At 46.2% G+C, this 22,355-nt stretch carries 21 protein-coding genes and 1 tRNA gene; 8 read left to right on the top strand and 14 right to left on the bottom strand.

Translation table 11 applies throughout. The annotated features are described in order from the left end of the window. Window positions 1–13: 13 nt before the first annotated feature. Window positions 14–598, bottom strand: coding sequence for a tetratricopeptide repeat protein (locus SUN_RS07120; RefSeq protein WP_011981062.1), 585 nt, complete (start codon window positions 596–598; stop codon window positions 14–16). 1 nt (window position 599) lies between these two features. Further along, on the bottom strand, window positions 600–3,236 hold the full coding sequence (locus tag SUN_RS07115) for a valine--tRNA ligase (protein WP_011981061.1): 2,637 nt from the start codon (window positions 3,234–3,236) through the stop codon (window positions 600–602). Window positions 3,237–3,445: 209 nt separating this feature from the next. Between SUN_RS07115 and SUN_RS07110 the strand changes: the two genes are divergently transcribed. Further along, complete coding sequence (locus SUN_RS07110; protein ID WP_148154681.1) at window positions 3,446–4,498, top strand: hypothetical protein; 1,053 nt, start codon at window positions 3,446–3,448, stop codon at window positions 4,496–4,498. After that, window positions 4,495–5,364, top strand: a complete 870-nt coding sequence (locus SUN_RS07105; protein ID WP_011981059.1) for a radical SAM/SPASM domain-containing protein — start codon at window positions 4,495–4,497, stop codon at window positions 5,362–5,364. Before SUN_RS07110 ends, SUN_RS07105 begins: the two co-directional genes overlap by 4 nt. An 89-nt stretch (window positions 5,365–5,453) precedes the next feature. On the opposite strand, the gene SUN_RS07100 is transcribed toward SUN_RS07105, so the two are convergent. Further along, window positions 5,454–5,530: transfer RNA gene (locus SUN_RS07100), tRNA-Ile, on the bottom strand. Between the two features lies 1 nt (window position 5,531). After that, window positions 5,532–6,668, bottom strand: coding sequence for an FtsW/RodA/SpoVE family cell cycle protein (locus SUN_RS07095; protein WP_011981058.1), 1,137 nt, complete (start codon window positions 6,666–6,668; stop codon window positions 5,532–5,534). A 61-nt stretch (window positions 6,669–6,729) separates the two neighbouring features. Here SUN_RS07095 and pgeF point away from each other — a divergent pair, with 61 nt between their 5' ends. Then, a complete protein-coding gene (gene pgeF, locus SUN_RS07090; RefSeq protein ID WP_011981057.1) occupies window positions 6,730–7,500 on the top strand; it encodes a peptidoglycan editing factor PgeF in 771 nt (256 codons plus the stop codon). A gap of 172 nt (window positions 7,501–7,672) precedes the next feature. Here the strand turns inward: pgeF and SUN_RS07085 are convergent, their stop codons facing one another. From SUN_RS07085 to SUN_RS07060, 6 genes are all read right to left on the bottom strand, one after another. Then, window positions 7,673–8,380 carry a TIGR02453 family protein gene (locus tag SUN_RS07085; RefSeq protein ID WP_011981056.1) on the bottom strand — a complete coding sequence of 236 codons (708 nt, stop codon included), beginning with the start codon at window positions 8,378–8,380 and terminating at the stop codon, window positions 7,673–7,675. Next, window positions 8,381–9,064: an ElyC/SanA/YdcF family protein gene (locus SUN_RS07080; RefSeq protein ID WP_232501317.1), complete on the bottom strand. Its 684-nt coding sequence runs from the start codon at window positions 9,062–9,064 to the stop codon at window positions 8,381–8,383. It lies immediately after the preceding gene. Between the two features lie 252 nt (window positions 9,065–9,316). Beyond that, complete coding sequence (locus SUN_RS07075; protein WP_011981054.1) at window positions 9,317–10,555, bottom strand: saccharopine dehydrogenase family protein; 1,239 nt, start codon at window positions 10,553–10,555, stop codon at window positions 9,317–9,319. Window positions 10,556–10,564: 9 nt separating this feature from the next. Continuing rightward, window positions 10,565–10,900 carry a type II toxin-antitoxin system RelE/ParE family toxin gene (locus SUN_RS07070; RefSeq protein WP_011981053.1) on the bottom strand — a complete coding sequence of 112 codons (336 nt, stop codon included), beginning with the start codon at window positions 10,898–10,900 and terminating at the stop codon, window positions 10,565–10,567. Window positions 10,901–10,905: 5 nt separating this feature from the next. Continuing rightward, window positions 10,906–11,178, bottom strand: coding sequence for a type II toxin-antitoxin system Phd/YefM family antitoxin (locus tag SUN_RS07065; RefSeq protein WP_011981052.1), 273 nt, complete (start codon window positions 11,176–11,178; stop codon window positions 10,906–10,908). 74 nt (window positions 11,179–11,252) lie between these two features. Further along, the gene (locus tag SUN_RS07060; protein ID WP_148154679.1) at window positions 11,253–12,167 is read right to left on the bottom strand and encodes an AEC family transporter; all 915 of its coding nucleotides are present in this window, start codon (window positions 12,165–12,167) and stop codon (window positions 11,253–11,255) included. Window positions 12,168–12,313: 146 nt separating this feature from the next. Between SUN_RS07060 and SUN_RS07055 the strand changes: the two genes are divergently transcribed. Further along, window positions 12,314–12,868: a DedA family protein gene (locus SUN_RS07055; RefSeq protein ID WP_011981050.1), complete on the top strand. Its 555-nt coding sequence runs from the start codon at window positions 12,314–12,316 to the stop codon at window positions 12,866–12,868. Window positions 12,869–12,875: 7 nt separating this feature from the next. On the opposite strand, the gene SUN_RS07050 is transcribed toward SUN_RS07055, so the two are convergent. The 4 genes from SUN_RS07050 to speA all read right to left on the bottom strand — a co-directional run bounded on the left by SUN_RS07050 (window position 12,876) and on the right by speA (window position 18,889). Then, on the bottom strand, window positions 12,876–14,993 hold the full coding sequence (locus SUN_RS07050) for a patatin-like phospholipase family protein (protein ID WP_011981049.1): 2,118 nt from the start codon (window positions 14,991–14,993) through the stop codon (window positions 12,876–12,878). Between the two features lie 61 nt (window positions 14,994–15,054). Next, window positions 15,055–16,227 (bottom strand): pyridoxal phosphate-dependent aminotransferase, encoded by a 1,173-nt coding sequence (locus tag SUN_RS07045; RefSeq protein ID WP_011981048.1) that lies wholly within the window; start codon window positions 16,225–16,227, stop codon window positions 15,055–15,057. An 83-nt stretch (window positions 16,228–16,310) separates the two neighbouring features. Then, the gene (cysE, locus tag SUN_RS07040) at window positions 16,311–17,012 is read right to left on the bottom strand and encodes a serine O-acetyltransferase (RefSeq protein WP_011981047.1); all 702 of its coding nucleotides are present in this window, start codon (window positions 17,010–17,012) and stop codon (window positions 16,311–16,313) included. Next, window positions 17,009–18,889 carry a biosynthetic arginine decarboxylase gene (gene speA / locus SUN_RS07035; protein WP_011981046.1) on the bottom strand — a complete coding sequence of 627 codons (1,881 nt, stop codon included), beginning with the start codon at window positions 18,887–18,889 and terminating at the stop codon, window positions 17,009–17,011. Before speA ends, cysE begins: the two co-directional genes overlap by 4 nt. 70 nt (window positions 18,890–18,959) lie before the next feature. Between speA and SUN_RS07030 the strand changes: the two genes are divergently transcribed. The 4 genes from SUN_RS07030 to SUN_RS07015 are packed head-to-tail and all read left to right on the top strand — an operon-like array spanning window position 18,960 to window position 22,333. After that, the gene (locus SUN_RS07030; RefSeq protein ID WP_011981045.1) at window positions 18,960–20,063 is read left to right on the top strand and encodes an ABC transporter permease; all 1,104 of its coding nucleotides are present in this window, start codon (window positions 18,960–18,962) and stop codon (window positions 20,061–20,063) included. Continuing rightward, a complete protein-coding gene (locus SUN_RS07025; RefSeq protein WP_011981044.1) occupies window positions 20,060–20,857 on the top strand; it encodes an ABC transporter ATP-binding protein in 798 nt (265 codons plus the stop codon). Before SUN_RS07030 ends, SUN_RS07025 begins: the two co-directional genes overlap by 4 nt. Beyond that, window positions 20,850–21,761 carry an MlaD family protein gene (locus tag SUN_RS07020; RefSeq protein WP_011981043.1) on the top strand — a complete coding sequence of 304 codons (912 nt, stop codon included), beginning with the start codon at window positions 20,850–20,852 and terminating at the stop codon, window positions 21,759–21,761. The genes SUN_RS07025 and SUN_RS07020 overlap by 8 nt, the downstream gene beginning before the upstream one ends. Continuing rightward, the gene (locus SUN_RS07015) at window positions 21,758–22,333 is read left to right on the top strand and encodes an ABC-type transport auxiliary lipoprotein family protein (RefSeq protein ID WP_011981042.1); all 576 of its coding nucleotides are present in this window, start codon (window positions 21,758–21,760) and stop codon (window positions 22,331–22,333) included. Before SUN_RS07020 ends, SUN_RS07015 begins: the two co-directional genes overlap by 4 nt. The last annotated feature ends 22 nt before the right edge of the window (window positions 22,334–22,355 follow it).

Genomic DNA, 22,355 nt, shown 5'->3' with positions numbered 1-22,355 from the left:
TAAAAATATCCGATCAAAAAACGATTTGCCCATCATTCTGCATTCGCATCATGATTTCTTTGGCCTTTTGATGGCCCTGGAAAGAAGCTTTTCGGCACCACTCAATGGCTTTTTCCTTATTCTCTTCACAGCCAAGCCCCATGTCGTAGAGAGCGCCGAGGTTGAACTGTGCAGAGGCATTGCCTGCCATAGCGGCTTTTTTGAAAAGGACATAGGCTTTTTTATAGTCCTGTTCGACACCGCGTCCCTCTTTGAACATGGCTGCAAGGTTGTTGAAGGCATCGATGTTGCCTCTTTTTGCCGCCTCTTCGTACCAGAAGGCCGCTTCGGAAAAATTCTGTTCGCAGCCTTCACCGTTCTCGAGCATCAGCGCCACTTCGAACTGTGCGAGTGGCACTTCTCTTGTGGCGGCTTCAAGGTAGTTCTCAAAGGCTTTCTTTGAATCCTGATCCACACCGAAGCCTCTGAAGTAGAGGAATCCGAGGTAATAGAAAGAGGTCGGCTCTTTCTGCTCGGCCAGGGCAGAGTAGAGTGCAAAGGCTTTGTCGTATTCTTTTGCGCTCAGTGTATTGAACGCTTCTTGTAACTGTGCAGTCATCTCAGCCGCCGAACCCTTGAAGCTCAGCTTTGACTTTTTCTATTTTGTTCTGCGCCTCTTCAAGCGCCTTTCGGTTCACTGCAATGACCTGTTCAGGTGCATTGGCGACGAATTTTTTGTTGTTGAGCATTCCTGAAAGCTTCTGTATCTCTTTTTCAAGCTTCTCTTTCTGTTTGGTGAGTTTGCCGATGATCGCGGACATATCGATATCTTCCGTGGAGATCATCGTCTCAAGGCTGTCGGAAACGTCAGTGACACAGTTTGGCAGTTTTTCATTTACAAAGCTCACCTCTTCAACTTTCCCAAGCTTCTCAATGAACGGTTTGAGCAGGGCTGTATCTGCTTCTTTGTTGAACTTGATGGCCGCCTTTTCAATCTTCTGGTTGCCTTTTTCGATGAGGGTCTTACAGCGCCTTACCGACACGATCGCTTCTATGGCAAGGTTGAACTGTTCGGCGATCTCTTCATCGATCTCGGTCACTTTTGGATAAGGCATGACCATAATGGACGTGCTCTCTTCAAGTTCTGTACCTGAAAGCCTCTGGTAAAGGTTCTCGGTAATGAAGGGCATGAAAGGGTGCAGGAGTTTCAGTGACTCCTTAAAGATGCTGCCCAGCTCGGCTACACTCTCCTTGCTTGCCTTACTCAGCTCGATGCCCCAGTCGCAAAACTCGCCCCACATGAAGCGGTAGAGTGTTGTTGCCGCATCGTTGAAGCGGTACTGGTCAATGTAGTCCCTGGTCTCTTTGACTGCAAGGTTGAAACGTGAGAGCATGTAGCGTCCAAGCGGCGTTTGAATGTTCTCCTGCTTCAGGTCTTCGAAGGTGTCCTGGTTGAGTTGCAGGTAATTCGTTGCATTGAAAAGCTTGTTGGTGAAGTTACGGCTCTGCTCGAGCTTCTCTTCACTCAGCTTGATGTCGCGTCCCTGTACAGCGAGCACGGCAAGCGTAAATCTGAGCGCATCGGTAGAGTACTTCTCTATCATGACAAGCGGATCGATGACATTCCCTTTGGATTTGGACATCTTTTCGCCTTTTTCATCTTTGACCAGCGCATGCAGATAAATGTCTTTGAAAGGGAGTTCTCCGGTAATGTTCTCACCCATCATCAACATTCTGGCAACCCAGAAAAAGAGAATGTCGAAACCGGTAATAAGAAGCTGGTTGGGGTAGAACTCTTTCATATCCTCCTCGAACCATTTTTCATTTTTGAAGGCTTCACCGTTACCCCAGCCCAGCGTTGAGAAAGGCCAGAGTCCTGAAGAGAACCAGGTGTCAAGCACATCTTCGTCCTGGTGAATGTTCTCAGAGCCACACTTCACACATTTTGTCGGTGTCTCACCGTCAAAGGCAAACTCTGCACCGCAGTCGTTACAGTACATGACCGGTATCTGGTGTCCCCACCAGAGCTGTCTGGAGATACACCAGTCACGCAGTTCACTCATCCAGGCATTGTAGGAGTTGATCCAGTGTGCTGGGAAGAATTCCGCTTCACCGTTGTTGACCTTCTCTATGGATGCTTTGGCGAATTCTTTTTTGACGAACCACTGTTTTGAAATGTAAGGTTCCACAATGTTCTTACAGCGGTAGCAGTGGCCGACTTGATGGGCATGCTCTTCCACTTTCTCTACGAAACCTTCTTCTTCGAGTTTTGCCATAATGGGTTCTCTTGCCTTAAGACGTTCCATTCCGGTAAATTCCCCGCACTCTTCGTTGAGAATACCTTTCTCATCGAAGATAGTGATGAAGTCGAGGTTATGTCTTTTGCCTACTTCGTAATCGTTCGGGTCATGTGCCGGCGTAACCTTTACGACCCCCGTACCGAACTCCATATCGACATGTTCGTCGGTGATGATCTTTACTTCACGTCCGATGAGAGGAAGCGTTACGCTCTTTCCAACAAGGTCTTTGTAGCGTTCATCGTTGGGGTTGACCATCACGGCGGTATCTCCAAAATAGGTCTCCGGACGCGTGGTCGCAACGATAACAAAGCCTGAACCGTCCGTAAGCGGATATCTGAGGTGGTAAAGATGCCCGAGATGGTCTTCATGTTCCACTTCAATGTCGGAGAGGGCACCGTCATGGGTACACCAGTTGATCATGTAGTTCCCGCGGACAATATCGCCGTTGTCGTACATTTGCTTGAAAGATTTTTTGACGGCATTGGCCAAGCCTTCGTCCATCGTGAAACGTTCACGGCTCCAGGCAGGTGATACACCGAGTTTTCTCAACTGTTTGGTAATGGCGTTGCCTGAACTGTCCTTCTGCTGCCATGCTCTTTTAAGAAAGGCTTCACGTCCTATCTCCTCTTTGGTGGTCCCTTCTGCCAGGAGCTGTTTCTCAACGACGTTCTGTGTCGCGATCCCTGCATGGTCCGTACCGGGCTGCCAGAGTGTTTTGAACCCGTCCATTCTCTTGTAACGCACGATGATGTCCTGAAGGGTGAAGGTCAGTCCGTGTCCGATATGAAGGTGCCCGGTGACATTAGGGGGAGGCATCATGATACAGAAGTTCTTTCCCTCTTCCTGTATCTCTCTGTTGCCCTCTATCTCAAAATATCCGCGGTCTTCCCAGATATTGTAGTAACTCTCTTCGATCTCTTTGGGGTTGTATACCGCTTTTTTTTCTGTTTCGCTCATCACGATCCTTCTTTGTAGCGCATCCACGCTTAATATTGCCGCGATTATAACGTAATGGTGCTTTTTCTTTTATGGTTTTAAAATGGAAGTAAAGCTTTAAGATAAATATAGAGCTGTTTGAAACGATAGATTCTATTAACCTGAAAAATAAATTTTATGCTACAATATTTTATTTAATGCAGACTTGTCGCAGATTTAAAGGGAAAGTAATGTATAGATTTTTCAAGAGTGGAAGGACTGTCCTATTGTTCTGCCTCAGTGCAACTTTATTGTTTGGACTTGAGGCAGAACAAACACAAACATTCAAACTACAATCTGGATTGGTGGTCTACAGTATTAACGGTGGTGGTATATTGACTCCCGATCTTAATCTGACGATCCGAGGTGAAGGAGAACTGCGTTTCAAAGAGTGGGGAAAAACTGCTTTATTGGAAGAGAAGATAGAAGAGCGTACTTTTGGCACTTTGCAAGATATAGAAAAATTCAACAAATGTATCAAGCATGATAAAACACAGCAATATGATGTCAATTATGAAAATATGGTCATTTTGGAAAGACCTATCCCCAAGGGTAAAGAACTTAGAAATATCACTGATGGTATGTTCCAGCATGGTGAAAAAGTGGTTGCCGGAAAGACATGTGAAGTCTGGGCTAAAGAAGGGGTACGTATATGTCTCTATAAAGGTATACCGTTACTAGTTGAAAAAGAACTTTTTGGTATTTATTATACAAAAAAAGCTCTTTTTGTAAATGAAAATATTGATGTAGATACACAGAAATGTTCCATTCCTGATTTTCCGGTACAGAAGATTGCACTTTTCAAGACTAGCATCCAACAAAAACAAGGACCTGCCGAGGTTTCACAACTGCTAGGGGAGATGCTGAATGAGATTACGCTGCAAAAAAATGCCAAAGTCAAAAAAATGAAAAAGACATATCTGAACCGTCTAGGAAAACATATTTTTGAAAAACAAAAAATCTTACTTCCTGAGTTGTTAGAGAGTATGAAACTGGCACGTGAATGTCTGTATGGAGCGGATGATAAACTGGAGGCTAATGACTGTATCAAGGAGATAAATATTTTCAAGGCCAAAATGGTCAAAGAGAATGAAGATGAGAAAAGTATCGAGATATGGGATGCCAAAGAAAAGAATAAAATATTAGATGAGTTCGACGAAAATATTTCTATCCTTGAATCTAGAATGAAATGTATACGTGCGGCTAAGAATATTACGGATCTTTCAAGGTGTATGCGTAAGTGAAGTTTTACCGTGTCTATGTTGAGGTTACCAATGTTTGTGGCCTGAGTTGTTCTTTCTGTCCTACAAAAGAACTTCCTTCTATACAGATGGATCTGGATTTCTTCGAGTCTATAATTTTACAACTCAAACCCTATACAAAAGAGATCGCCTGTCATGTAGTAGGGGATCCTTTAACCCTTTCAAATCTTTCTGCTTATCTTGATATTATCCATCAGCATGGTATGAAAGCGATGTTGACCACAAGTGGATATTTTTTGAAAAAACATACGTATAATACGCTGTTTCATCCTTGTGTCAAACAGATCAATATCTCTCTCAATAGTTATAACAAAAATGATACAACACTGACATTTGAACAGTATATGGCGCCTATACTTGATATGTGTCACAGTAAACTTGAAAGAAATGAAGAACTTTTTATTAATTTAAGAGTATGGAATCTCGATGAGATGATGAGTGAGCGTAATTTCAATGAAACTCTTTTCAGAAAGCTTTCTGAAGCATTTAATGTAATGCTTGATATAGGTGATATTTACAGAAAGAAGCCAAGATCGATCCGGCTGGAGAACAAGATATTAGTACATTTTGACAACTATTTTGAATGGCCTTCCCTAAATAACAAAGTCTATGGAGATGGTACCTGTCAGGGGTTACAGTCGCATATTGCTATTTTAGCAAGCGGTAAAGTTGTACCTTGCTGTCTGGATTGTGACGGTATCATTGAATTAGGAGATATGAAAGAAAAAAGTCTTAAAGAGATACTTTCAGGCAGCAGAACACAAAATATGATAACTGGATTCAAAGAGGGTAGTGCGATAGAAGAACTTTGCCAAAAGTGTAGTTACAAAGAGAGATTTAAGTTGTAATACAACTTAACAATAGTCCTATTGCTACTTAATTTTTATACTTAAGGTAAACTTAAGTCTTATACGGTTGAGGTAGTGAAAAAAGTATGTGGTGGGTCCTCGGGGACTCGAACCCCGGACCACTCGGTTATGAGCCGAGTGCTCTAACCAGCTGAGCTAAAGACCCGTTATTTTTGTTTTGCAGCTTTGGGCTGCATGCTGATTTTTGCGTCGGAAGTATAACGATTATAGTCTTTAAAGGCAATTAAATTCTGTAAAATTCCGAACATTACGGCAAAAATGATGAAAGAGGTCCCTCCGTGGCTGAACATGGGCAGGGGAAGGCCTACCACCGGGGCCAGTCCTATGATCATGAAGACATTGACCCCCATGTAGACGAAAAAGAGCCAGGCCAGTCCAGAAGAGAAAGTCTTGATGAGATAGTCCCTGCTGTATTTGGCAGAGAGATAGAGCAGATGGAGGATTAGCAGGATATAGAGGGAAATAACCGTGACCATGCCCTTAAGGCCAAATCGCTCTCCAAGGTAGGCAAAGATAAAGTCTGTAGATGAGACAGGCAGAAACTTGAGCTGTGTCTGTGTCGCCTCTTCTTTGCTCTTGCCCTCTATGCCTCCTGAACCGATGGCGATAAGTGCCTGGCGTACCTGATAGCTTGGCTTGTTGATCATATCGTGGATACGTTTCTTCTGGTAGGGCTTCAGGCCGTGTTCATAGACCAGGGGTGCTGCGGCACCGCCAAGCAGAAAGATGGTCACCCAGATCTTCCAGTCTATACCGATGATGAAGAGGATGCCGTATCCGGTAAGGAGCAGTACAAGGGCAGTTCCCAGGTCCGGTTCTTTGGCGATGACAACAAAAGGAATGATGATGACCAGTGACAGAACGAAGAAGCCTATGAGGCCATAGCCGCTTTTTGGAGGCGGCTTTTTGGAAATGAGATAGGCGAGCATCATGATGACATTGACTTTCATGAATTCTGAGGGCTGTATGGTGATACCGATACCGGGGATCTCGATCCATCTTTGTGCACCCAGAATGGTCTTCCCTACAAATTCAACAGCTACGAGCAGTGCAAGGTTCACGATGTAGAAAAGGGGAGCGAACCACCAGAGTATACGTCTCCATGGGATCAGTGCTGCGACAACAAAGGCAACGGCAGCAATACCGTAATAGATCATCTGTTTTTGGAAGAGGTGCTGATTGATCTCATATATAAGGTAGGAGGAGATGTAAAAGAGAGGTAACAGCTGAATGATCAGAAGGTAGGAAAAGTTCTTGAAAATCCGTTTGTCATAGTCAAACATGTGCAACCCTGCAATTTTTAGGGTATTATATCGAAAAGCTTCTAAGGAAGGAATAGTAGGAATGATCGATTTTTACCGTTTTAAAAATCTCTCAAATGAGCCCGGATGTATGCATGCCGTTACCAAAAAAGACCCGAACGAACCCTATGCGTTGAGCCTGGCGCTGCATACGGGAGAGGCACTGGATGAGATAGTCGCCAATCGTCAGAAGATCATCTTGGAGCTCGACTTGAGCAAAAAGGCCTATTTCGTTGTTGCCGATCAGACACACAGCGACCACATTACGGTGATCACGGAACCCAAAACAAAAGGATGGGAAGCCCTTGAGAACGCTGTCGCCGACAGTGACGCGCTGATCACCGATCTTCCCGGTGTAATGCTGGTGATACTGACAGCGGACTGTGTGCCGATACTCCTGTACGATAGAAAGAAGAAAATTGTGGCGGCCGTACACGCCGGATGGAAAGGGACACGCTCGCAGATCGTTTTTAAAACTGTAGAGAAAATGGTCGAAGAGTACGGGTCGGAGCCCGCCGACATACTTGCCGGTATCGCCCCTTCCATAGGGAAATGCTGTTATGAAGTGGGTGAAAATGTGGCTAAACACTTTTTTGAGATCCCCGAAGCCTTGAAGCCAAAAGGGAAGAAGTATAGGCTTGACTTGCCGGCTGTCAATCATTACCAGCTATTGAAAGCCGGTCTTTTGGAGAATAATATAGAGCTCAGCGGTGTCTGTACCGCCTGTGAAGTGGACTTTTTCTTCTCCTACAGGAAAGAGCAGGGGTGCAGCGGACGGTTTATGAGCCTTATTGGGATTATGAGTGAGCAGTAAGCAACTAGTAACTAGCAGTGAGGAATGAAAAATATATGGATGTCGCGTAGGGTGCGTAATGCCCGAAGGAAATGCCCTTCATGCACGCACCTTTGATTGTGTATGGCCTTCCGGCAATAATTTTATATTGTGCGGATTTTGTTATGTGGTGCGTGGTTACGCACCCTACGGGTTAGCGGAACACGTCCGCCGTTGTGTCGCAGTGCAGAGTGAGTTCGTAGAGCCACTGCTGAAGGTCGAACATATCCTCATAAATTTTGAAATTTCGGTCAATGATCGCTTCCGAATGGAAGGTCTTGTCTGGTGGGAATGTGGTGTAGGCATAGATGGCTCCCATGAGGTAGAGATAGCTGTGGAGATCGTCGGCATTGCATTCCCTTGGCATTCTTTTGTATTTGGTTTCAGGGAGTATGTAGCCTTTGGCTTTTAGGCCTTCGAGAATAGAGTGAAGCTCGCTGCGCCGTTCATCATTCCGGATATATTCCCTGTAGGTGGTAAGCAGGGTGGGTTTGAAATTGCGTATGCCTGTGGCTACGAAGATCTCATACGGATCGTAGTGCATGTAAAAGCTGCTGCTCTGCATGCGGTGACCGCCTCCCTGCCAGAAGATGATACCGATACGTGTTTTGATGGGATCGTCAAGGTGGAAACGGGCATCCCGGTAGATGCGGAAGAGGGATTTGTTCGTCTTTGGTATGGCGTTGATAGTGGGGACGAGTATCTGCAGGTGTTCTCCCATCTCCTCGACATAGGCCTTGTTGGGAGCAACGATGAAGCGTTCATACTCCTCTTTGTGCGCATCAAGCCACTCTTTGGAGTTGTTGACGATGATCTGGTTGAGGAATTCCAAGCCCTCTTTTGGAAAGCCGTTAAAATGCACCTATACTCCTTTTACTTTTTGCCACAGGGAGCCAAAAAGTTCATGAAAGGCAATGGTTGATTTTCTTAGCGCATCTGCGGAGAAAATACCAAAGTAGTCCTGGTTCTGTAGGCTGGCTTGATGGTAGGTTGGTGCGGGTACGGGGTGCAGACCCTCTTTTTCAAACCAACCCATGGCCCTTGGCATATGATAAGCGGATGTTACCAGGATAAGAGGCTGGTCTTTGGCGATCTGTCTGGCTGCCTGTGCTTCCTCCTCAGTGTCTTTCGCAGTCGTCCGTAAGATAAGGTCTTTTGGGTCAATGCCCAGTGCCGTCGCCAGTTTCTCTTGCATAAAGGCATGTGGAGTAGGATCATGCAGGCCTTCATAGCCGGAGAGGATGATGGTGGCATTCCCTTCCAATTGTCTGTAGAGCCGGATACCCTCATTCAGTCTGACAATGGCTTCGCTTGCCAGCTGAGACGTAATAGGCAGTGTTCTGTCCGTGGTATGTCCATTACCCAGTACATAGATGTAGCGGGTGTTCTTAGGTGCATGCTGAAGTGCAGAGTAGGCTGATTCTATCGGGTGTAAGAGTATATTGGCAAAAGGTGCATAGGAGAAGAGAAAAAGCCAGATGATACCGACATACAAAAAAGACTTCGCTCTTCTAACCTTTTGTCTGGAAAGGAAGAATATGGCCATCAAAAAAAAGAAGACCCCTAAGGGTAGAGGCATTAGAAAAGTGGATATGACTTTTTTCAGTATGAATCCCATAGCGTATTGTCTGCCTTTGAATCGTTTGTGAAATCATAACATAATTTCTTGTGTATTCTGAGAACGATACTTTATACCTACTCTTCTTCTTTCGCCTCTTCTATCAATGCTTTCACCACCTCTTTTTTATCCTCAATTTTTTGGAAATTATAGTATGAGTGTATTACTTAAGCATTACTACTATTTCACTCTTCTGTCTTCATTGGCTCCCCTCTCCATAATCTGCCATGGGAGTCCCTGTCTGTTCAGCTCTTCCATGAAGGGGTCAGGGTTGAACTGTTCCATGTTGAAGACACCTTTCCCCTCCCAGATGCCTTCAAGCATCAGTTTGGCGCCGATCATTGCAGGAACGCCCGTGGTGTAGCTCACTGCTTGAGAGAGGACCTCTTCGTAGCATTTTTCGTGGTCGCTGACCTGGTAGATGTAGACGCTCTTCTCCTGACCGTCCTTGATGCCTCTGGCAAAGATACCGATGTTGGTCTTGCCTTTGGTACGCGGTCCGAGGCTTGCCGGGTCTGGAAGCAGGGTTTTGAGGAATTCGATGGGTACGATCTTCTGTCCCTTGTGCTCTACCGGTTCAATGCCCAGCATTCCGACATTCTCAAGCGCTTTCATATGCATAAGGTAACTCTCTCCAAAGGTCATGAAGAAGCGGATACGTTTGAGACCCTTTATATGCTTGACCAGGCTCTCCATCTCTTCATGATAGAGCAGGTAGGAGTCTTTGGGGCCTATTTCCGGATAGTCCCAGACCTGCTTGATCTCCATGGGTTCCGTTTCGATCCACTTACCCTCTCCATTGTCATCTTTTTCCCAGTAGCGTCCTTTTGCACTCACTTCACGCAGGTTGATCTCTGGGTTGAAGTTGGTGGCGAATGGGTAGCCGTGGTCTCCGGCGTTACAGTCGAGGATGTCGATGGTATGTATCTCGTCGAAATAGTGTTTCTGCGCATAGGCACAGAAGACATTGGTCACGCCCGGGTCAAAACCGCTTCCCAGCAGCGCCATGATATTGCTCTTTCTGTATTCCGCATCTCTGGCCCACTGCTCTTTGTATTCGAAACTGGCAGTGTCGGGGTGTTCGTAGTTGGCGGTATCGAGGTAATCGACTTGGCACTCCAGGCAGGCATCCATGATGGTCAGGTCCTGGTAGGGGAGCGCGACGTTGATGACGATGTTTGCTCCGGTTCGGTTGATGAGCTCTATGAGTTCGGGGACCGAGTCCGCATCGACCTGTGCAGTTGTGATCTCTACACCTGTCTTCTCTTTGACGTTCGCAGCAATGTCATCACATTTAGTAAGTGTCCGGCTTGCCAGAGTGATCTCCCCGAAAGTATCGGCATTCATGGCACATTTGAACGCCACGACGTTACCAACGCCGCCGGCACCGATGATAAGGGTTTTTTTAGTAGATACCATAGTTGACTCCTATTTAAGTTCTGAATTGATAAAACGGGTTATTAGCTGTTCCTGCATATCCTGCCTGCTGTCAATGATAAGAAGCAGATAGACATTTTGCGCTTCCATGGTGTATATTATACGCCATCGTTGATAGATAAGCTCCCTGTAATCGAGAATGCCCAGTGTTTTCATTTCGGGGACCACTCTCCCTCTCAGGGGGAAATACTCCAGGGTGGAACAGTGCTCTTTGATAGCAAGGTACACCTCTTTTGCAATCGTATGACTCTCTTCGTAAATGTAGCCAATAATATTCTCCAAGTCAAGAGAAGCCTCTTTGGTCCATAGGACTTCATAATTCTTCATGCGGCTTACTTAAAGTATTTTTCTTCTATCTGATCAAATACCTCTGCCTGTCTGATGAGTTTGCCTTCCCGTATCTCTCGTTCACTTTTGATGATCATTTTCAGCAGAGCAAGGCTGTTCTGCAAATTTTCATAACTTTTTATATCCTGTACAACCGCCTTTGCTTCGCCATTCTGTGTGATGATCATACTTCTTTGGGTCTCTGTGACTGTGTTGATGACATCGGCTGTTTTGGCTTTGAGAAAACTGATCGGTTTAATATCCTGACTTAAATTCATACGGTACCCTTTCTATTATTTATTTTATTGTACTGAATTTAGTTTTAATTTGGTATTAAATTATTAGAGGTGCCCTAAAGGTAATAATGATTTATGATATAAGTGAGTACAAAAAGTATGGGGATGAAGAGCAGGGTAGTGATGAGTATGAGAGAGGTGACATCTTTGGGTTTGCAGTCGTAGAGGGAAGCGAGATTGATGTTGGCCACGGCAAGCGGGGTCATCATCTCCATGAAGATGACCCCCTGTACGAAAAGCGGCAGGTCGGTCAGGTTGAGGATGAGTGCCGTGGCTGCCGGGATAAGAATGAACTTCTGGCTGACCGTTCCCAGAAAGAGTTTGGGATGCAACTCTCTGATGCGTATGCCCTGCAGGAAAGTGCCCAGCAGGAAAAGTTGAAGCACAATGCCTGCATAGGCGCCCATCTTGAGGAACTCTTCGATCTGGGAGGAAAGCTGTATATTGTTAATATTTATAAATATAGCAATGATTGATGCGGGGATGATGGGGATCTTGATAATATTGAACAGGGAGTCCCTGATACTGAATGATCCACGTGAATAGATGTAAACCCCGATGATGTAGACCACAAAGACATTGGCAATGTTGATGAGGGTGGTATAGATGACGCTCTGCTCTCCAAAGAGTGCAATGCCCAGAGGTATGCCTATATTACCTGTATTGCCCACAAAACCGGCAATGGAGAAGATGGCTCGATTTTTGATATCTATAAATATTAATCTGCCGAGAATGATTGTGGGGAGCAGCAGGATGAAGATGATCGCCAGATAAAGCAGCGGCACATAGATATGTTCCATATGCAGTTTGGCTGTACTGAATCCCCAGACGGTGACAAAGGGCTGCAGGAAGTATACGGACATGAGTGTAAGTGTTTTGGTGCTCATGTCTTCTTTGAAAATGCGTTTGGCCATGTAGCCCAGGACAATGAAGACATAGACAAATATGATGGAGAGAAGTGTGCTTATCATGAATGTGATTATAGCATATACTTTCGTATGATTGTAGGGTGCTGTCCCCTGACGGCACCAGGGAAACATTTCATTTAAAGGGGTCCTTATGCTTACCCATTAATGATATTTGGATATGATTCATCAATAAAAATGTAGGAACAATAATGGATTTTTCTTCACTGGAGACCTGGGGATATCTGGCTGTAGCCTTTTTTTCTTTCGGTGGTTCTCTTTTCATTGTGGCTGCGGCAGGTGTATTTTCATACATGGGACATATGGACCTGACCACGGCACTAGTCGTGGCGATGGTGGCGAACTTTATGGGTGACAACTTTCTCTTTTACCTTGGAAAATACCATAAGAAAGACATTCGACCGTATTTTGCCAAACATAAACGCAAGATAGCCCTTGCTACGCTCATCATGCGTAAATACGGTATTGCAGCGATCTTTATACAAAAGTTTCTGTACGGGGTAAAGACGCTTGTACCCATCTCCATGGCACTGTCCAAGTTTGATTTTAAAAAGTTTATATTCTTTAATATATTTGCAACCATAATTTTTATTCTGACAATAGGGTTAAGTGCCTACTATGCGAGTGAAACGATCATTTCGATGTTCAGCTATGTACAGGAAAAACCCTGGATAGCACCTCTGGTAGCCGTAGCATTCCTGGGCTCCCTCTGGTATGTGATGACACACTTCACAAAGAAAAGATAGATTTGGGTTATCGGGTCAGCCAGTAGATAAGACTTGGTATGTTCTCGATGCCCAGTAAGAAATAACGTTTGTCCTGTATATCTCCATAGCGTCTGACATAAGTGAGCCTGAAGATATCCATGACGTCCACATAGGCATTCATGCCGAAAGCCGTGTCTCTGTCATAGAACTTGCCTTGTACGTTCCCAAAACCGCTTGCACCGATTCCGAATTTGACAAAATCATTGTATTCGCTAAAGGCATTAATGTCCATTCGGACAAAATCACCGTCATTTTCATTGAAGGTATAGGATGGTTTGAACTCAAAACCGCTGAGCAGCCCCATTTCTTTATACCAGTAGACACTGTAGCCGAGACTGACGCCGCCATTGACCGTGTCGGTAGCGATCTCAGAGGGGAGGAGGCGCAGAGCGGTTCTGTAGGCTGCATGTTCTTTGTCGTAGGGCGCGTTCATAGGGAAGACATCCCAGCCTTCTTTCTTTTTAATCAGAGAGGAGCTTCCCCAGGCAGCGATACTGATGCTTTTTGCAATTGACTTGTACCCGGGATACTTTTCGGCACGTTCGTTCTCCAGCGTGGTGATGCGGTTTGTCAGTACTCTCAGCGGTCTCTTTGCCCAGTGATTGACATCTTTGCGTGCCTCCGCCAGGAAAGAATCCTTTTTGACCGGCAGATAACGCATATCGAGGCTGCTGAGAAAACGGGTGAATGTCTTGAGTGTATAGCGTTCACTTTCGGGGACATTGAGATCAAAAGCATAATAGATGGCGGCGTAGCGGTTGTCTTTCTCTATTTTTCCCTGTTTGAACTCTGTAGCGAGGAAAAAGCGGTAGGCAGTGATCGCTTCACGGTTCTTCTCAAGTGACAGATGCCGCATGATGCGGTCCATGACCTCCACCTGTGTAAGATGGGGGAAGTCGCCGCGCTGTCTGAGACGCTGCGCAAGATTGTAGATGGCATCATAGACACCTACATGGTAGTCATAAAGCCTGAAGTTTTCATCCAGGAATGCGCCGAAATGCTCCAGAAATCCGGCGGTAAGGGGGTGGTAACGTGAAGAGAGCAGCAGTTTCCTGTCCGGGTAGGGTTTGAAGTAGAGATTGATAGCCTGATAAAGGGTCATCTGTTGATAGATGTCGACAGTGGTGGTCAGAGGAGAAAGATTGGCACTCAGGAAACCGACAGGAGTTTCTTCCTTTTTGTGTTTTGTATTGAATTGGGGCTGATGTCGCAAATTGCTGGGGTCCATGTATAGAAAGAGCTTTGCTTCAGGGGCGAGTTCCGTAGCCTGCTGCAGAGGTACATTGTTGTAGGTACCGCCGTCTATGAAGTACTCCGAAGCGATCTTTCCTTTGTATTCATAGCGCAGTTTGACCTGCTGGAATGCACCCGGAAACGCAGATGAAGCGAAGAGTACATCCGTGATCTTTGCCGTATCCTTTTCTATACCGGGAATAGAGATGTAAAAGGCGGTACTTGGAGGCATTTTCCTGTTTATTATGCTGACTCTTCCCTGTGTGACCTTGAAGGTAAGAGGTACGGAAAAGGCCTGATTCTTGATCTTGATCCCCTGATACTCCTCAACGATAGGGGTGACTTTTGTCACGGCGAATGCCATAGGGATCTCGCACCCTTCTCTGAAAACAGGCTTTTTCATATGCTGCATGATCTTTTGGGCTTTTTTGACCAGGGGTTTTCTTGTAAAAAGTGTGCTGTGGTTGTCCGGATCCGCTCCTTCAATGATAAGGTCCTCAAGTCCAAGATGGACCCAGGTCTCATAAAAAAGGTTGTCGTCGACACGGTTCTGGTAGGGTACACTCTCTTTCTGACACCAGTACATGGCGCTCAGAAGGGTATTGATGGAACCAGCGGAAGCGCCTGCGACAGAGAGAAGATCCGGTCGGATGTCCACATTCATACTTTTGATCTTCGAGATCATTTTGATCAGAGCCCAGTTGTACCCTGCTTCATAGGCACCGAGACTGACACCGCCGCTGATGACCAGGGAGAGATCGATCGCTTTAGGAAGATCTGCAACCGTGGTTTGTGATGCATTGATGTCGGCATGGAGCGTATGGGTAAAAAGAAGCAGTGGTAACAGTGAGCGTTTTAGAAAAAATTTCATGGACAGCAGCCTTCGTGTGTAAAAGGAAAAAGACGGCAATGTGCCGCCATAAGAGGTGTGTTTATGCCTGCTGTTTGCTCTTGACGAATTTTTCGATACGTCTGATCCCTTCACGGATGGTTGAAATATCTGTTGCAAAGGAAAACCTGAAATAACCTTCCGATCCGAATCCGATACCCGGAACAACTGCCACGCCGACATCCTGAAGTAGTTCTTTGCAGAAAGTGATGGAATCGTTGCTGATGTCTTTGATATTCACGAAGAGGTAGAAGGCACCTTCGGGTTTGACTACGCTCAGGCCATGGATCTCATTCATCAGTTCAGTCGCTTCTTTTGCTCTTGCCTCGAATGCGGTACGCATCATTTCAATTTCATCATCGACTTCACCGTTGAGTGCCGGGATCGCCGCTTTCTGGGTAATGGAGTTGATGTTGGAGGTACTTTGGCTCTGCAGTTTGTTCATGACAGAGATCAGCTCCTTGTTCGGGGAAGCGAGGTAGCCGAAACGCCAGCCTGTCATTGCGACAGATTTGCTCAGGCCGTTGATGGTGACCGTTCTTTGGAACATGTCTTCGGAGATGCTTGCTGCAGCGGTAAATTCAACACCGTAAACAAGTTTCTCATACATTTCATCACTGGCTACGATGATCTCGGTGCCTTTGAGTGCCTCTCCAATCGCTTCGAGCTCTGCCCTGGAATAGACCGATCCCGTAGGGTTGGACGGTGTGGTCAGGATAAGCATTTTTGTTTTGGGTGTGATCGCCTCTTTCAGCTGCTTTGCGGTGATCTTGAAGCTATTCCTCTCATCAGTCTCGATAATGACTGGAACCCCCTGTGAGTATTTGACCTGTTCGGGGTAGGTGACCCAGTAAGGAGCAGGGATGATCACTTCGTCACCTTCATTGATGAGTGCCTGACAGAGGTTGAAAAGTGAATGTTTCGCACCGTTGCTGGCAATAATATCAGACGGCGCATATTCAAGCCCGTTGTCTCTTTTGAGTTTGCCGGCAATCGCCTCAAGCAGTTCGGGGATACCCGGTACGGCCGTATATTGCGTAAATCCTTCGTTGATCGCTTTGATCGCCTCGTCCTTGATGCGTCTTGGGGTACCGAAATCCGGTTCACCTGCAGAAAAGCTCAGAACATCTTTGCCTGAGTTCTTTAGATCTCTCGCCAGTGAAGAGATGGCGATGGTCAATGATGATGAGAGTGTCTGTATACGGTTTGATAACATGTTATAACCCTTAAAAATAAATTCAATTATTATAGCCAAAAGTGGTTTAGAAAGTTCTCAAAAGAGTTGAATGCAGTAACTCTTTATTCCATACTGTGAATGAAGTTGTCATACAGCTCTTCGAGTTTGTGGTCTTTCTTTTTGATATCTTTCTGCTTGGTCTTTGGCAGTGCATCCTCAAGTACTTCGATACGCTTGAGGAGGTATTCGAAGATCTCTTTGTTGACGTCGGGGATTTTGTTGTGGCTCAGTGGTGTCTTGTCATAGCCTCTTTTGAGTACACGTGCAGGGATACCGATGGCGGTCGAGTCCGCAGGGACATCTTTCACGACCACGGAATTGGCTCCGACCTTGGAATTTTCACCGATAGTAATGTTGCCCAGAATTTTGGAGCCTGCCCCGATGACGACATTGTTCCCCAGTGTTGGGTGGCGTTTTCCTTTGCTGGTGCTCACACCGCCGAGTGTGACTTGCTGGTAGATGATCACATCGTTTCCGATGACGGTTGTTTCACCGATGACTACGCCGACACCATGGTCAATGAAGACCCTTCTTCCCAATGTGGCCGCGGGGTGTATGTCGATCGTGGTGAGGAAGAGTCCAATGGCTGAAATGAATCGTGGTAGAAATCTCAAGCCTTTGCCGTACAGCGAATGTGCGATACGGTAAAAAAAGAGTGCCCAGAGGCCCGGATAGTTGAAAAAGAGTTCAAAAGTTGAGTGCAGGGCAGGGTCGTTTCTTTTGACATTGAGAAAATCCTCTTTGATGAGACTGAATATGTTCACTTTGCTTGTCCTTGTTCTTTATCGTTTAGTGCCTGAATGGTCTTAAGATAACTGTTTTCACTTAAATAAAGATAAAGTTTACCCAAAAGTTCTCTCTTTTCTTCCTGTGAGATGAGCGTGGATTCTTCTATCTGGGTTTTGAGCGCTTTGTCGATGATGCTGGTATCGTAATCGAGGTCATCGAGTACATCCATGAGGTTCTGTGCTTCGATCAGCTCATCGATGTGGTAGCCGCCGTCCTCATTGAAGTTGATCACGCATTCGGTCGGGTGGGTGAAGAGGTTATGTTGCATGCCCAGTACCTCCTGGTAGGCGCCGGTCAGGAAGAAGGCGAGGAAATACTCCTCTTTGCCCACATCGATATCGTGCAGATAGAGCGGCAGTTCCCGATTGAATCCCATTTCGCCGTCAGAGTCACAGGTAATATCCCAGATACTTGCCGGGTTGGTGGGGGTAGTGTTGAGTCTGTCCAGCGGCATCACGGGGAAGTGCTGGGCGAGTCCCCAGAAATCCGGCAGGGACTGAAAGAGAGAAAAGTTGACCAGGTATCTCTCCTGTATGCGATCCTGGAGTTTTTTGAGCTCATCCGAACCTTCGTTCCTAAGCAGCGAGATCGCTTTTTTGATAATGAGGTTCACCAGTATCTCTGTATTGGAACGGTCCTCAAGGTCGATGTACCCCAGGTCGAAAAGGGTCAACAGCGACTCCATGTGGTCCAGGGCATCATGCAGGTATTCTCTGGCATTTTTCCTGTTGATGGTGTTGAAGAGGTCGTGAAGTTCCTCAACAAGTGGTGGGTTGTTCTCTTTGAGACGCAGTGCTTTTTTGTGATACTCCTGGGAAAAGAGTTCAAGCACAGGTGCGATAAGTACGGAGTGCGATGCGGCGATGTAGCGTCCCGATTCGGTGAAGATGTCGGGTTCTGCTACTCCTTTGCGTTTGGCGATCTCCTGCATCAGATAGACCACGTCATTGGCGAATTCACGCAGAGAGTAGTTCCTCTCTATACTGCTGCCGTGCTGGGAGTATTCGACTGCCAGACCGCCGCCGATATTGATGGCGGTGAGGCTGTCTGCACCGCGTCTCTTGAGTTCGGCATAAATGTTCCCCGCTTCCCTGAGCGCTTTTTTCAGAGGTGCGATATCTCCCATCTGTGAACCGATATGGAAATGGATCATCCAGAGGCGGTCAAGAAGTTTGTGTTGTTTGAGCATCCCGTAGGCTTCGAGAAGTTCGGTCGAAGTGAGGCCGAATTTAGAGGTGTACCCGCCGCTTTTTGCCCAGATACCGATGCCCGAACTGTGAAGACGTATGCGTACACCTATCTTGGGAGAGACCGGGGTGTCGGAGCCTTTGTTGAACTCTTCATTGACCTCTATGATCGTTTCGAGTTCTCCCAGTCCCTCTATGGTCACGGTGATGTTGTGGCCCATTTTCGCAGCGATGAAACACAGAGAGATCATCTCTTTGTCTTTGAACCCGTTCACGGTAATGGGAGCGCCCAGAGGGGTTTTGGTAATGGCGATGATCAGTTCCGCCTTGCTGCCTGCTTCCAGACCGTAATCGTACTGCTGCGAGACGTCGATGAGTGCATGGATGAAATTGGGGAACTGGTTGACCTTCAGGGGGAAGACTGCGTGGAAATTTCCCTGATAGCCGAACTCCTTTTTTGCCTCTTCAAAGGTGGAAAAAAGTGTGGAGATCTGTTTTTTGATCAGGTGGGGAAAGCGCAGGAGCAGAGGGCCTTTGTAGCCTTTTTCTCTGATCTCCTGAGTGATCTGAAGCAATGAGGGCTGGTCGGCATGGTTGATGTTGACGGTATCCTCTTTGATAATGAAGTTCTCATCACCCCAGATATTCAGACCAAAATTTTTCATCATGCTGCTCCCTGAGTTAACTTGGCGTAATTATAGCAAAACTTAATCTAATCTTACCTATAATAAGCATATGAACAGGGAGTATGTAACCTGCAGGGAAGACCCGCAGCAGATCAGGATCGTATCGAAGGGGGAGTGGACACTCGCTACCGTACCCGAGATTGAAAAAGAGTTGAAGGGAATCCCTATGGGAAAGAGTGTGCTCTGGGATCTTTCCGGAGTGGAAGCCTTTGACAGCGCGGGTGTGCTGCTCTTCATGGAATATTATGACAAACTGAAGCAAAAAAATGCTGTTGAGCTTGTTGGATACTCTGAGAGCCAGAAAGAGATGTATGATCTGCTCAGGAAGCATATGATCGAAAAGGTCCCGGAACGTAAAACGAGTTTCTTTGAAGAGCTTGGTAAAAGTACTCTGGTAGTCCTGGGAGATATCAAAGATCTCATTACGTTTCTGGGGCATCTCTTTTTCACACTGTTTAATGTACTGTTCCATCCCAGGAATATTCGTATCAAGGAGATGGTTTATCATATCCACCACTCTGGTTTCAATGCCCTGATGATCATCGGGTTGACCTCTTTTCTTGTGGGAATGGTTATCGCCTATCAGGGAGCGGTGCAGTTGGCGAAGTTCGGTGCAGATATCTTCATCGTCGATACGGTAGGTATCTCCATGGTACGTGAACTTGGTCCCTTGATGACAGCGATAGTCATAGCGGGACGTAGTGGCTCTGCCTATACGGCTGAGATCGGAGCCATGAAGATCACAGAAGAGATCGCTGCGATGCGTACCATGGGATTTGATCCGTACAATTTTCTTGTAATGCCGCGCATCTTCGCCCTGATCGTTGCTCTGCCTCTGTTGATATTCTTTTCGGATATCATGGGGATATTCGGAGGTATGGTCGCTTCGCAGATGGAACTGAACATCTCTATGGCACAGTTCGTGGACAGACTCAATGAAGTGCTGGAGGTCAAACACTATATTCTGGGGATGATCAAGGGGCCTGTCTTTGCCTTTGTCATCGCTGCAATAGGCTGTTTCAGAGGCTTCCAGGTTTCGGACAATACCGAGAGTCTCGGTTTGCAGACCACTGCCTCCGTGGTCAATTCCATCTTTCTTGTCATTGCCTTTGACGCACTCTTCTCTGTTATCTATACGGAGCTTAACCTATGAATCAGGGAAATGTGGTCATTGAAGTCAAAGACATTGTCACGCGTTTTGGGTCACGTACCGTACATGACGGAGTGTCGCTGCAGATCAGAGAGAATGAGATCTTTGCCATTCTTGGGGAGAGTGGTGCGGGAAAATCGGTTTTGATGAAAGAGATGATCATGCTGCTTGAACCTAATGCCGGTGAAGTGACCGTACTGGGAAAACGTCTCAACGGCATCACATACTCAGATGCGCAGCAGCTTCGGAGGGAATGGGGAGTGCTGTTCCAGTTCGGTGCGCTTTACTCTTCTATGACCATTGCCGAGAATATTGAGGTACAGCTCAAAGAGTATACGAAGATCAGTAAAGCGATGCGTGACAAACTGGTACGTTCCAAGATCGCGTTGGTGGGGCTGGATGAACATGTCGGCGCTCTCTATCCTTCCGAACTCAGCGGCGGTATGATTAAAAGGGCTGCGCTGGCAAGGGCTTTGGCGATGGAGCCCAAACTGCTTTTCCTCGATGAGCCCACTTCGGGACTTGACCCGGTTGGTGCACGTAACTTCGATGCCCTCATTGTCGAACTGCGTGATATGCTGGGGATCACAGTCGTGATGATCACACATGATCTTGACAGTATTTTCAGCATTGTGGACAGGATGGCTATTTTGGCTGACCAACATGTCGTAGCAGAAGGAACTTTGGAAAATGTGTTACAATCTCAACATCCTTTTGTTGAAGATTTTTTTAAAAATGAGTATACTAAACAAAAGTATGTGGACAAGTTAGAGAAGAACAAGGTGGAAGATGTATAGCAGAGTCAACTACACGATTGTCGGTATATTTGTACTGCTCTTTGGCGCAGGGCTTGTGGCCTTTACCTTCTGGCTTGCCAAATACGGTATCAAAAATGAATATAATCTTTACAAGCTTCAGATGACAGAGTCTGTCTCCGGACTCTCGAAGGACTCGACAGTAAGACTCAGGGGTGTGGATGTGGGACGTGTCAGTGAAATACGTATCAACCCTGACAATATAGAGCAGATAGAAGTTTTTTTAAAGATACGCTCGGATGTACCTATCAAAGAGGATATGACCGCGCATACGGAGATGCTCGGTATTACCGGGCTTTTGGCCATTGAGATCGATGGTGGGACGAATAAGTCGAAACTCTTGAAGTCGGAGAACGGTGAGATACCGGTTATCAAGACAACGCCTTCCTGGTTTGATAAAACCAGTAAAGGGATTGGAAGTATGGCAGAGAACCTGACCGATCTTTTAGAAAAAGCGGAAAAACTGCTGAGTGATGAGAATATTGAAACTTTTGATAGTATTCTTGAAAATACAGATAAAATGACTGCCAGAGTCGTCGATACACTCGATGAATTCAATACGACCATGCAGGTCTACAGAGATGCTGTAGTCAAGCTCAATGATGACATTCATTCTGCAAGCAGTAATTTTGCACGTATTACCGATAATACACTGCCTGCGCTGAAAGCACTACAGAATGCGACGAAAAATTTCAACCGTTTCACAATGGAAGCAGAAAAAAGTCTCAACAGGGGAGATTACAATATCAAAGAGACCTTTCAACCGATGCTTGTGGATATCGGTATACTCACAGAACAGCTGACAGACCTGACACGTGAACTGCAGCAGAGTCCGAGTAATGTACTGTTCAAATCAAGAAAACACAGAAGGGGGCCGGGAGAATGAAAATCGTATTGCTATTGGGGGCTTTGCTCTTGAGCGGATGCAGCTTCAAAGAGGCACCTGTGATGAAGGTATATGCATTGGCAACTCCTTCAATCACACCGGTTGCTTCAGCTCAATATCGTAACAAGATACTCAAAGTCTCCTATCCTGTGGCCGTAAATGAAAAGCTGGGTGATGAGATGCATTACTCCTATTCTCTAACCGACAGAGGGACATACCTGAATTCACGCTGGGCTAACGATGTGGGCAGACTGCTTCAGGGCAATATCATTCAGACCCTTTCCCAGGCCAGACTCTTTAAAGTGGTCGTCCCCTATACTTCAGATTTAGATGAGAATCTGCGTCTTGAAGCCATCGTTTTTGACTTTTCCCATCATGTAAGAGGCGAGGCTTCGTATGCTGTTGCTTCCATACAGTTCACTTTGATAAATGCCGAAACAGGAAAGCTGGTAAAGGCAAGAAGATTCAGTTACCGGGAAGCCACACCTACGACCGATGCCAAGGGGTACATGGAAGCAACCAACCGCATCATGGCAAAACTGAGCCATGATCTTGTCAACTGGCTGCGATAAATATTGGGCACCTCCAAAAACC

Origin of the sequence: Sulfurovum sp. NBC37-1, assembly GCF_000010345.1 — a bacterium.
Lineage (GTDB): Bacteria > Campylobacterota > Campylobacteria > Campylobacterales > Sulfurovaceae > Sulfurovum.
Note: the sequence above shows the minus strand (reverse complement) of the source record. Positions and strands in the feature narration are given on the sequence as shown.

Bases quoted from the DNA above. Each gene is read 5' to 3' on its own strand.
- SUN_RS07075 (WP_011981054.1), bottom strand. From the start codon at position 10,555: ATGGTATCTACTAAAAAAACCCTTATCATCGGTGCCGGCGGCGTTGGT.
- SUN_RS07115 (WP_011981061.1), bottom strand. From the start codon at position 3,236: ATGAGCGAAACAGAAAAAAAAGCGGTATACAACCCCAAAGAGATCGAA.
- SUN_RS07015 (WP_011981042.1), top strand. From the start codon at position 21,758: ATGAAAATCGTATTGCTATTGGGGGCTTTGCTCTTGAGCGGATGCAGC.
- SUN_RS07120 (WP_011981062.1), bottom strand. From the start codon at position 598: ATGACTGCACAGTTACAAGAAGCGTTCAATACACTGAGCGCAAAAGAA.
- SUN_RS07080 (WP_232501317.1), bottom strand. From the start codon at position 9,064: ATGGCCATATTCTTCCTTTCCAGACAAAAGGTTAGAAGAGCGAAGTCT.
- SUN_RS07055 (WP_011981050.1), top strand. From the start codon at position 12,314: ATGGATTTTTCTTCACTGGAGACCTGGGGATATCTGGCTGTAGCCTTT.
- SUN_RS07050 (WP_011981049.1), bottom strand. From the start codon at position 14,993: ATGAAATTTTTTCTAAAACGCTCACTGTTACCACTGCTTCTTTTTACC.
- SUN_RS07020 (WP_011981043.1), top strand. From the start codon at position 20,850: ATGTATAGCAGAGTCAACTACACGATTGTCGGTATATTTGTACTGCTC.
- SUN_RS07025 (WP_011981044.1), top strand. From the start codon at position 20,060: ATGAATCAGGGAAATGTGGTCATTGAAGTCAAAGACATTGTCACGCGT.
- SUN_RS07065 (WP_011981052.1), bottom strand. From the start codon at position 11,178: ATGAATTTAAGTCAGGATATTAAACCGATCAGTTTTCTCAAAGCCAAA.
- SUN_RS07045 (WP_011981048.1), bottom strand. From the start codon at position 16,227: ATGTTATCAAACCGTATACAGACACTCTCATCATCATTGACCATCGCC.
- SUN_RS07060 (WP_148154679.1), bottom strand. From the start codon at position 12,167: ATGATAAGCACACTTCTCTCCATCATATTTGTCTATGTCTTCATTGTC.
- SUN_RS07095 (WP_011981058.1), bottom strand. From the start codon at position 6,668: ATGTTTGACTATGACAAACGGATTTTCAAGAACTTTTCCTACCTTCTG.
- SUN_RS07030 (WP_011981045.1), top strand. From the start codon at position 18,960: ATGAACAGGGAGTATGTAACCTGCAGGGAAGACCCGCAGCAGATCAGG.
- pgeF (WP_011981057.1), top strand. From the start codon at position 6,730: ATGATCGATTTTTACCGTTTTAAAAATCTCTCAAATGAGCCCGGATGT.
- speA (WP_011981046.1), bottom strand. From the start codon at position 18,889: ATGAAAAATTTTGGTCTGAATATCTGGGGTGATGAGAACTTCATTATC.
- SUN_RS07070 (WP_011981053.1), bottom strand. From the start codon at position 10,900: ATGAAGAATTATGAAGTCCTATGGACCAAAGAGGCTTCTCTTGACTTG.
- SUN_RS07110 (WP_148154681.1), top strand. From the start codon at position 3,446: ATGTATAGATTTTTCAAGAGTGGAAGGACTGTCCTATTGTTCTGCCTC.